This window comes from Ilumatobacter sp. (genome assembly GCF_049588435.1).
Lineage (GTDB): Bacteria > Actinomycetota > Acidimicrobiia > Acidimicrobiales > Ilumatobacteraceae > Ilumatobacter_A.
The window spans coordinates 19,175-29,189 of sequence record NZ_JBAVYV010000590.1 but is presented as its reverse complement, the minus strand read 5'-3'; the positions used below and the strand labels follow the sequence as shown (position 1 = coordinate 29,189).

Annotated in this window: 9 protein-coding genes; all 9 read right to left on the bottom strand. The window is 66.3% G+C overall.

What is annotated here, in order from left to right; genetic code table 11:
- The coding region (locus WBV89_RS22215) for an aspartate aminotransferase family protein (RefSeq protein WP_423983512.1) at positions 1-1,074 on the bottom strand (1,074 nt) is incomplete at its 3' end.
- An 11-nt stretch (positions 1,075-1,085) separates the two neighbouring features.
- Positions 1,086-2,327 carry a cytochrome P450 gene (locus WBV89_RS22210; protein ID WP_423983511.1) on the bottom strand — a complete coding sequence of 414 codons (1,242 nt, stop codon included), beginning with the start codon at positions 2,325-2,327 and terminating at the stop codon, positions 1,086-1,088.
- A complete protein-coding gene (locus WBV89_RS22205; RefSeq protein WP_423983510.1) occupies positions 2,311-3,654 on the bottom strand; it encodes a glutamine synthetase family protein in 1,344 nt (447 codons plus the stop codon). The genes WBV89_RS22210 and WBV89_RS22205 overlap by 17 nt, the downstream gene beginning before the upstream one ends.
- Before the next feature lie 52 nt (positions 3,655-3,706).
- Positions 3,707-4,675, bottom strand: a complete 969-nt coding sequence (locus tag WBV89_RS22200; RefSeq protein WP_423983509.1) for an alcohol dehydrogenase catalytic domain-containing protein — start codon at positions 4,673-4,675, stop codon at positions 3,707-3,709.
- Positions 4,675-5,841, bottom strand: coding sequence for an acyl-CoA dehydrogenase family protein (locus tag WBV89_RS22195; RefSeq protein ID WP_423983508.1), 1,167 nt, complete (start codon positions 5,839-5,841; stop codon positions 4,675-4,677). Before WBV89_RS22195 ends, WBV89_RS22200 begins: the two co-directional genes overlap by 1 nt.
- Positions 5,831-6,565, bottom strand: coding sequence for a GntR family transcriptional regulator (locus tag WBV89_RS22190; protein ID WP_423983507.1), 735 nt, complete (start codon positions 6,563-6,565; stop codon positions 5,831-5,833). The genes WBV89_RS22195 and WBV89_RS22190 overlap by 11 nt, the downstream gene beginning before the upstream one ends.
- Positions 6,562-8,415: an ATP-binding cassette domain-containing protein gene (locus tag WBV89_RS22185; protein WP_423983506.1), complete on the bottom strand. Its 1,854-nt coding sequence runs from the start codon at positions 8,413-8,415 to the stop codon at positions 6,562-6,564. Before WBV89_RS22185 ends, WBV89_RS22190 begins: the two co-directional genes overlap by 4 nt.
- Entirely contained in the window at positions 8,415-9,302 is an 888-nt protein-coding gene (locus WBV89_RS22180) for a branched-chain amino acid ABC transporter permease (protein WP_423983505.1), read from the bottom strand. Before WBV89_RS22180 ends, WBV89_RS22185 begins: the two co-directional genes overlap by 1 nt.
- Positions 9,299-10,009, bottom strand: coding sequence for an ABC transporter ATP-binding protein (locus WBV89_RS22175; protein WP_423983504.1), 711 nt, complete (start codon positions 10,007-10,009; stop codon positions 9,299-9,301). The genes WBV89_RS22180 and WBV89_RS22175 overlap by 4 nt, the downstream gene beginning before the upstream one ends.
- Positions 10,010-10,015: the final 6 nt, after the last annotated feature.

Genomic DNA, 10,015 nt, shown 5'->3' with positions numbered 1-10,015 from the left:
CACCTGGGCGATCGCCGGTGTGTGCGCCGCGAGCTCGTCGAGGCGCGCCCGCAGGCGTTCGCCGAGCGCGATCGCCGCATCTTGGAACCCCGGATCGAGCACCCGCTCGATGGCGACCTTCGCCGCGGCGCACGACAGGGGGTTGCCTCCATAGGTTCCGCCGATACCGCCGCCATGCACCGTGTCCATGATCTCGGCGCGACCGGTGACTCCCGAGATCGGCAGGCCACCTCCCATCGCCTTCCCCCAGGTGCACATGTCGGGTTCGACGCCGTAGCGCTCGATCGATGACGGGGTGCCGGTGCGTCCCATGCCGGCCTGCACCTCGTCGGCGATGACGATGATGCCGTGCTGCGCCGCGATCGCGGCGACGCGGGCCGGGTAGTCGTCGGGCATCGGGAGGAAGCCGCCTTCACCCTGGACCGGTTCGAAGATGATCGCCGCCACCGTCGAGGGATCGACCTCGGCGAGCAACGCTTCGAGCCCGGCGATGGCGTCGTCGCTCGACACACCACGGAGCTCGTACGGCCCCGGCGCCCGATGGATCGACGGTGCGTTCGCGAAGAATCCCAGCTTGTACGGCATCTCCTTGGCGGTCATCGTCATGGTCAGCAGGGTGCGGCCGTGGAATGCGTTGCCGAGCACCACGATGCCCTCGCGACCGGTGTGATAGCGGGCGATCTTCACCGCGTTCTCGACGGCTTCGGCACCCGAGTTCAGCAGCAACGCCTTCTTGTCGAAGTCGCCGGGATGACATGCGCACAGCAGGCGGCACACGTCGATGTACGGCTCGTACGCGGACAGCGAGAAACACTGGTGGAGGTACCGATCCAGTTGGTCCTTCACCGCCGCAACGACCTCGGGGTTGGTGTGCCCGTGGTTGGCGGTGCCGACACCGCCGACGAAATCGATGAACTCGCGCCCGTCGACGTCCCAGATGCGCGCCCCGCTCGCGCGCTCGACGAAGAACGGTCGACCTGCGGTCCCCGCCGCCACCCACCGTTGGCGTTCGGCAGCGAGGCGATCGGTGTTCGGTGTCGGCGTGTTCATGGGTTCGATGATCGTGTCGGTCATGGTGACTCTCTTCAGCTGGGGGCCATGCCGACGGACAGCACGCCATGGACGAAATTGGAAGGTGCACGCACCACCTCGGTGGTCTGCTCGAGTCGCAGCGAGCGCTTGGCCATCTCCTCGATGAGGATCGAGATCTCCAGCCGTGCGAGGAACGCTCCAAGACAGTGGTGCGGTCCGCCGCCGCCGAACGCGTCGTGTGGGTTTGCTGCCCTGCGGACGTCGAACTTCATCGGATCGTCGTGCGCCGACTCGTCGAACGACGTCGAGCCGTACCACATGACGACCTTGTCGCCCGCGGCGATGCGCGTTCCTGCGAGTTCGGTGTCGACCGCTGCGGTGCGACGCATGTGAAGCACGGGGGTGGCCCAACGCAGGACTTCCTCGGTGGCCGATTCGACCGATGACGGATCGTCGAGGATCGCCTGCCACTGATCGGGGTGATCAGCGAATGCCATGGCGCCATGACTGAGTGCGGTCCGAGTCGTCTCGTTGCCGGCAAACACGAGCAGGTGGAACAGATTGCGGAACTCACCGGGTGACAGACGGTCGCCGTCGGCTTCGGCCTGGGCCAGGTGGGTGACGATGTCGTCGGCCGGCTCGGCCATGCGTTCCAGACGCATCTTCTCGCCGTACTGGAACAGCGCGTGGCTCGCCGGACTGTTGAACGGCAGCAAGCGCAGCTCGGTGGTGTTGCCGAACGCATCAGCGGGAATTGACTGGGTGTCGCCCGTGCCCTCGACGAGATAGTTCGACAGCTCGACGAGATAGTCGGCGTCGGTCAGCGGCACGCCCAACATCGCGAGGATCACGCGGATCGGCAGCGGGGCCGACACCATCTCGACCCAGTCGCCACCACCCTGTTCGATGAAGTCGTCGAGCAGCTCCACCGTGATCTCTCGGACCGTCGATTCCCACTTCTTGACGTTCTTGGGGGTGAACGCACGAGCCGTGAGACGGCGCAGACGCGTGTGGTCCGGGGCATCGGTGTCGATCAGCGAGCGACGCGCTTCGAGGGCATCGGCCTCGAGGTCCCAGAGGTTGGTGTGACCGATCGCGGACGAGAACAGCTCCGGCTGCCGGGACACCTCGCGTGCGTCGTCGTGGCGCGACACGGTCCAGAACCCATTGCCGCCGTATGGGTGCCACATCAGACCAGGCGTGGCCCGGATCTGCGCGAAGCGCTCATGCGGGATGCCGTGCAGGTAGAGCTGCGGGTCGGCGATGTCGAGCATCCCGTCAGCTGTGCTCGGCATATCGGATCCGTTCCCAATCGTTGACGTCCTCGGGGTCCGGTGCGTGCTCGGTGCCCAGGGCGTAATCATGACGTGCGAGGGCCACGTAGCTCACCGCGAACTTCTCGCCGAGTTGGGCGGCGAGTACGCCGGATTCGAACTGGTCGATGGCATCGGGAAGCGTGTTCGGCAACGGCGCGCACTCGCCGGGCTCGGTGTACATGTCGCCAACGCTCATCGCCGGCAGTTCCAGCGATCGTTCCACCCCGTCGGCACCGGCGGCGAGGATCGAACCGACGATCAGGTACGGGTTGGCGTCGGCACCGGCCGACCGGAACTCGACCCGGTTGGCGCGGGATCCGGCCTCCATGATGCAGCGTACGAGTACGGTCCGGTTGTCGAGTCCCCAGTGGACGTGGGTCGGACAGAAGCTGTATGGCTGCACCCGCTTGACGCCGTTCGCGGTCGGCGAGGCGAGCAGACCGATCGAGCATGCATGCTCGAGCAATCCTGCGATCCAATGGCCCATCAGCTCGTTCGGCGCCCCGTCGGAGTCGGCGAATGCGTTGGCGCCGTCGGACTTCAGGCTGGTGTGGACGTGCATTCCCGAGCCCGACTGCTCGGCGAACGGCTTGGGCATGAACGTCGCGCGCAGCCCGTGCTGCACGGCGACCTGTTTGACGATGCTCTTGAACAGCACGGTGTTGTCGGCCGCCGTCATCGCATCGGCGTGTCCGATGTTGATCTCGAACTGTCCCGCCCCGTATTCGGCGTTCGACGACTCGACTTCGAGGCCTGCGCCGAGGAGCGCCGTTCGCATGTCGAGCAGGCACGTCTCGATGTCCAAGCCGTCGGTCAACGAGCTGTACTGGATGTGGTGTTGCACCGGTTCCCAATCGGGGGTGCAGAGGTAGAACTCGAGCTCGGTCGCCACGACCGGATCGAGGTCGAGCTCACGACATCGTTCGATCTGCTTCGCGAGGATCCCCCGCGGCGAGTGTGGGTGGGGTTCTCCGTGTGGAGCGAACGCGTCCGCGAGCACGATCGCGTAGCCGGGGCGGTGCGTGAGAATTCGGCCGGTCGACACGTCGGGGATCAGCGTGCAGTCGAGGAATCCGGAACCCATGTTGATGTACGGGTCGTCGACCAGATCGTTCTGCATGTCGAAGATGAACATCGCATCGGCGATGTTGACTCCATCTTCCACGGTCGTCGCGAAGAACCGGTCGATCGGCACGCGCTTGCCGCGCAGATGGCCGAGCGTGTCGGGTGCGGCCACTTCGACGGTGTGGATGCCGGCCGCTCGACAGCGGCTCTCGAAATCGGAGGAGTGATTCTCGGCGTTCATGTTCTCTCGTTTCGGACGGACGGACGGAAACCGGACGGCGCGAGATGCACCGTCACGGCGTGAGGACGAATCGACCGCGCACGTCGCCGCGCCGGAGACGGTCGTGGGCCACTTGAGCATCGGCGAGCGGGACGGGCTCGACCGGTTGCACGATCTCGGGTTCGCGGCGAGCGAAGTCGAGCAGTTCGTCGAGTTCGCTCCGGCTCCCCCACACGCTCGACATGATGCGCGCTTCGTGCGGGGTGACGCCGAACCGGAACTCGAGTCCACCACCGGCGAGGCCGATCACCACGATCAGGCCACCCCGTGCCACCGCAGATCCGGCGCTCGCAAGCGTGGCGTCGGCGCCGATGAAGTCGAGAACCACGTCGTAGGTACCGTCGAGACCTTCGGGTCCGACGGCGTCATCGGCGCCGATCTCGAGGGCCGCCGATCGTTTGTCGGGTGCGGTGTCGAGCGCGGTGACGTGCGCGTCGGTCTGGAGTCGCAGGTAGCGCAGGGCGTACTGGCCGAGGCCGCCCGCCCCGATGACGAGGGCACGGCCGCCGTCGCTGCGGCTGCGCAGCGTCTCGAGGCCGTGCTTCACCGCCCGGTACGCCGTGAGACCACCGCAAGCGAGCGGTGCGGCGGCGACCGGATCGAGGCCGTCGAGCGGTGCGAGGTAGCGCCGATTCTTGACCCACATCCGCTCGGCGTAGCCGCCATCGGTGAAGAGGCCGGCTTCGGTGGCATCGGCACAACGCATCTCGAGTCCGTCGGCGCACTGCCGACACGAGCGACATCCCCACGGCGCGTAGACCATCACGGGGCCGAGTTGGTGGTGATGCCCGGTGACCTCGTGACCGAGGATCATCGGGAGAGCGCCGCCGAAGTCCCCGTCGGCGACGTGGATGTCGGAATGGCACACGCCGCAACCGATGACATCGATGACCTCGCCACCGCGGCCGTCATCGGCCGGGTCGGGATGGTCGTCGACGACTCGGAGCGGCGTACCCGCCTCGGTGAGGACAACGGCACGCATCAGTAGCTCTTCGGGAGGCCGAGGCACTTCTGCGCGACGAACGCCAGCACCAGGTTGTTGTTGATCGGCGCGACTTGGTACAGCCGGGTCTCGCGCAGCTTGCGTTCGATGTCGTACTCCACCGCGAACCCGAAGCCGCCGTGCGTGTTGAGTGCGGCGTTGCCGGCCTCCCACGATGCGTTCGATGCGAGCATCTTGGCCATGTTCGCCTCGGCGCCGCACGGCTTGCCCGCGTCGAACAGTTCCGCCGCTCGCCAACGCATCAGATCGGCCGCCTCGAGGTTGGCGTACGCCTGGGCGAGCGGGAAGGCCACGCCCTGGTTCGCCCCGATCGGCTTGCCGAACACGGTTCGCTCGTTCGCGTACTTGCTGGCACGGTCGAGGAAGAACTTGCCGTCGCCGACGCATTCGGCGGCGATCAGGATCCGCTCGGCGTTCATCCCGTCGAGGATGTGACGAAAGCCCATGCCCTCCGTGCCCACGAGCGAGTCGGCGGGAATCACCACGTCGTCGAAGAACACCTCGGTGGTGTTGTGGTTCATCCACGTCTCGATCGGATTGATCGTGAGACCGGGGACCAACTCGCCGTCGGCATCGCGCAGCTCGAACAGGAACACCGACAGCCCGCCGAGACGATCGTCGGTCTCACCGATCGGCGTCGTGCGGGCGAGCAGGATCATCAGATCGGAGTGCAGCGCACGCGATGTCCAGATCTTCTGGCCATTGATCCGCCAGGTGTCGCCGTCACGTTCGGCCTTGGTCGTGATCGACGTGGTCTCGGAACCGGCCTCGGGCTCGGTGACACCGAACGCCTGCAGGCTCGCCTCGCCGGCGGCGAGTTTGGGCAGATACCGCCGCTTCTGCTCCTCGGACCCGTGCCGCAGCAACGTGCCCATGATGTACATCTGCGCGTGACAGGCACTCGGGTTGCCGCCGCTCGCTGCGATCTCCTCGAGGATCACCGACGCACCGGACAGGCTGAGCCCGCCGCCGCCGTACTCCTCGGGAATCAGCGCCGACAGCCACCCGTGCTCGGTCAGGTCGGTGACGAACTCGGTCGGGTAGCGATCCGGTTCGAGGCCACGCCAGTACTCGTTGCCGTACTTGTCGCACAAGCGACGCACCTCGGTGCGGATCACATCGAAGTCGGCGTCGTCAACGGTCATCGCTCACCTGCGTCAATGCGGCGTTGTCCTTCATGGCAGCGGCGTCCTTCCAGAATCCTTGGACGGTGAGTGCTTCCGTCGCGGCGCGGCCGCCTTCGCACAGGTGGTGTTCCATCGCCCCGCGCGCCGCGTCCGGATCCCGGGCCACCAACGCGTCGAGGATCGCCTGGTGATCGGCGATCGCGTCGTCGTAGAAGCGCCCGGAGAACTCGTAGTACCGCGCCGGAACGGACCGTTCGAGCAGTGACAACAACCATCGCGTCCGGCGGGATGCCACCGAGTTGATGACCCGATGGAAGTCGTGGTTGGCGGTCGACATCTCGTGCTCGTCACCCGTGCTGAACCGGGAGTGGATCTCGACCAACTCAGCGAGGTCGGCATCGGACAACTCGACGGCGGCGACGGCGGCCGTCCGACCTGACAATGCTCCGAACACCTCGTAGTGCTCGGCGATGTCGGTCGGGGTGATGTCGGCGACGAACGCGCCACGATTCGGGCTGAGCGTGACCAGGCCCTCCTGCGCGAGCACCACCACCGCTTCGCGGATCGGGCTGCGGCTCACGTTCAGCGCGCTGCTCACCGCACCCTGATCGATGCGCTCCCCGGGGCGGACACCACCGGTCAGGATCAGGTCGCGGAGATGGCGCGCCACATCGTCGGCGAGCGATCCGCGCCGGATCCGGCGAAGAGCGAGGTCATCGGTCTTGTGCGCCGGCTGGCTCATTGAGGTGCGCTCGATCCGAGGTACGCGGCCCGCACGTGCGGGTGAGCCTGGATCTCGGCGGGCGTACCGACGGCGATCACCTTGCCCTGGTCGAGACAGTAGATCCGGTCGCAGATCTCCGTGATGAACGCGAGGTCGTGGTCGATCACGATCACGCCGGCGCCGACCGCCGCGGCCATCGTGCGGACCTGGTCGACCATGTTCAGCGACTCACTGTCGCTCATGCCGCTCGTCGGTTCGTCGAGGAGCAGGAACGTCGGCGCCATGGCCGCGGCGCGAGCGAGTTCGAGTCGACGCGAGTTGCCGTAGTCCAACTCCCCGGAACGTCGGTCGCGGTGGTCCCAGAGCCCCGCAGCCTTGACGAGTTGAGCGGCACCGATCCGAACGCGTTCGCTGCGGTACGACTCTGCGACCAGTGACGAGACCTCGACGTTCTCGAGGACGGTCAGCGCGGAGAAGAGTCGAAGGTTCTGGAAGGTCCGAACCAGGCCGGCACGGGCGATCCTGTGCGGCGGCTCATTCGTGAGATCGGTGCTGTCGAGCCTGACCGATCCCGCGGTCGGAGCCACAAGGCCCGTCATCACGTTCACCAAGGTGGTCTTGCCCGCCCCGTTCGGCCCGATCAGGCCGACGATCTCGCCGTTGCTCACGTCGAGGTGCGCATCGTCGAGCGCGCGGAACCCGCCGAAGTCCACGGTGACGCCCTCGGCGACGAGTCGCGCTGCCGGAGGAGCCTCGGCCGGAGCGACGGGCGCCGGTTCGGGTTCTGCCGGTACGAACCTGCGGCTGAGCCAGCTGTCGAGTTCCCAGTCACCGATCAAGCCGCCGGGGCGCAGGATCATGAACCCGACCATGGCGAGGCCGAGCACGACCGTCGGGAGACCTTCACGGAAGATCCAATCGAGTGGTGCGGTGTCGAGGCCGATGCCGAAGAACTCGTAGCCACTCGAACCCAGACGACGCGCCACCTCGCGCACGAACGTGATGACCACCACCCCGAGCAATGCTCCCGTGACGCTGTTCCGTCCGCCGACCACCAGCATGACCAGCGTGATCAGCGTGTAGTCGAAGAAGAACAGGTCGGGCAGGATGCTTCCGAGGTCGTACACCCGCAGTGTCGAGCCGATCGACACCACGACGACCGACAACAGAAGTGCGAGCGTCTGTTGCACGATGGGGTCGACGCCCATCGACCGCGCGGCGAGGTTGTCCTCGCGCGCTGCCACCGCCAGGCGGCCCGATCGTGAGCGGGCGAAGAGCCGCGCACCGATGACAACCACGAACAGCACGATGTAGATCGGCCAGCGTGATTGCAGGGTCTCGCCGATTCCGAACGTGAGGCCCGATCGGTTCCCACCCGTGAGCTTCGTCCAACTCGATGCGATCTCGTGGGTCACGAACAGCAGCGCCAAGGTGATGACGGTTGCCGACACGGCACCCGACTTCGCGCCCGATCGTGCGAGGCCGATGCCGATGAAGATCGCGAACACGAGCGTGACCGCGACCGCGATCAGCACCGCGAGCAACGGCCCCATGTCGACGTCCGCCAGGCCCCACGGAGCCTCTGGAATTCGACTCGCCTTCGCTTCCGGGGAAATGGCGAAGAGTGCGAACACGTAGCCGGCGGTCGCGCCGAAGCCGATGTGTCCGAACGAGAACACACCCGTGTTGCCGATGTAGATCTGGATCCCGACGACGATGATCGCGTCGATCAGCATCGTGGTGATGAGCTTGTCGGTTGCTCGGCCGTCGATCAGCAGGGTCGTCGCCAGACCGACGCCGATGAGCAGCAGCACCGTGATCGACGAGCCGATGATCGGCATCGCGACATCGCGTTTGAGGTCGGCCATCAGACGCGCTCCGCGTGGCTGACCGAGATCAGTCCCTGTGGTCGGAAGATGAAGAGCAGGGCGATCAGCGCGAACACGGCACCTTCGGTCAATGCGGCAGCTTCACCGGGAAGCTGCGAACGCAGCAGAACCTCGGCCACGCCGAGAACGAGACCGCCGAGCACCGCCCCGCGCAGGCTCCCGAGGCCCCCGATCAGGGCGGCGAGCACGCCCTTGAGCATCGGGTCGACGCCCGCGGTGGGCGACGTGTGGCCGGACCGCATCAGCCAGAAGATCGCGGCGATCCCGGCGAGGAACCCCGAGAGTGCGAATGCACCGCGGATCACCCGGTCGGAGTTGACGCCCATCATCCGGGCCGTGTCGAAGTCGGCTGCCGCCGCGCGCAATGCCAACCCGAACATCGTCTTCTGCAGGATCGCAACGGTCAGCAACAGCGTGACCGCGGTGACCCCGATCACGACGAGGTCGAACACCTCGATGTTGAGTGAACCGATCTCGACGGTGTCGTTGATCCAGCCCGGCGGGCTCCACGTCTTCACCCGGGCGCCGATGTACATCAAGAAGACGGCCGACACCAGAAAGTGGACGCCGAACGACGTGAGCAGCATCGTGAACTCGGACGATCCACGCACTCTGCTGAACGCCACTCGCTCGATCACGACCGCAGAGAGGATCGACACGATCACGATGAGCGGTGCCACCACGATCCAACTCCACCCGCTCGAGAACGCTGCGTACGCCGCGTACCCGCTGATCGTGATGAGCTCACCGTGAGCGAAGTTCAACAGGTGCATCACGCCGAAGATCACGGCGATCCCGAGCGCGAGGAGCGCATAGATGCTGCCGCGGCCGATGCCGTCGACCAGGTTCTGGATCAGTTCGGTCACGGGTTGCCGCCACCCACGAACGTGTCGAACAGGTCGGTTCGGTCGAGCAGTTCTCGACCGGTGCCCGCGGCGACGACCTGTCCACTGCGCAGCACGTAGGCACGATCGGACACCGCGAGCATCCGCGTCGCGTTCTGTTCGACGACGAGGATGGTGCGGCCCTGGTCCCGCAACGTGCCGATGAGGTCGAACACCATGTCGACGAGCAACGGGGACAATCCGAGCGACGGTTCGTCCATCATCAGCAACGTCGGCTTCGACATCAATGCCCGGGCGATGGCGAGCTGTTGTGCCTCGCCGCCGGACAGGAACCCGGCCTGCGTGTCCCACTTGGAACGCAGGACGGGAAACAGCTCTGCCATCTCGTCGAGCTGCGCCGGGCGTTCCGACTTGGCGAGCGTGATTCCGCCGATGCGGAGGTTCTCGCTGACCGTGAGGTCGACGAAGATCCGGCGGTGCTCCGGCACGAGGGCCAGACCGGTCTTGAGCAACTTGTCGGGCGACACGCCGGTGACATCCGACCCGAGAAACGAGACCGATCCGGCCGACGGGGCCAGGAGCCCCGCGATGCTTCCGAGCAACGTGGTCTTGCCTGCTCCGTTGGGACCGATGAGGCCAACGACCTCACCGGCCCCGACGGACAGGCTCACATCTCGAAGCGCCGAGATCGACCCGTACTTCGTGGTCAACCCGTCGACCTCGAGCACGATCGC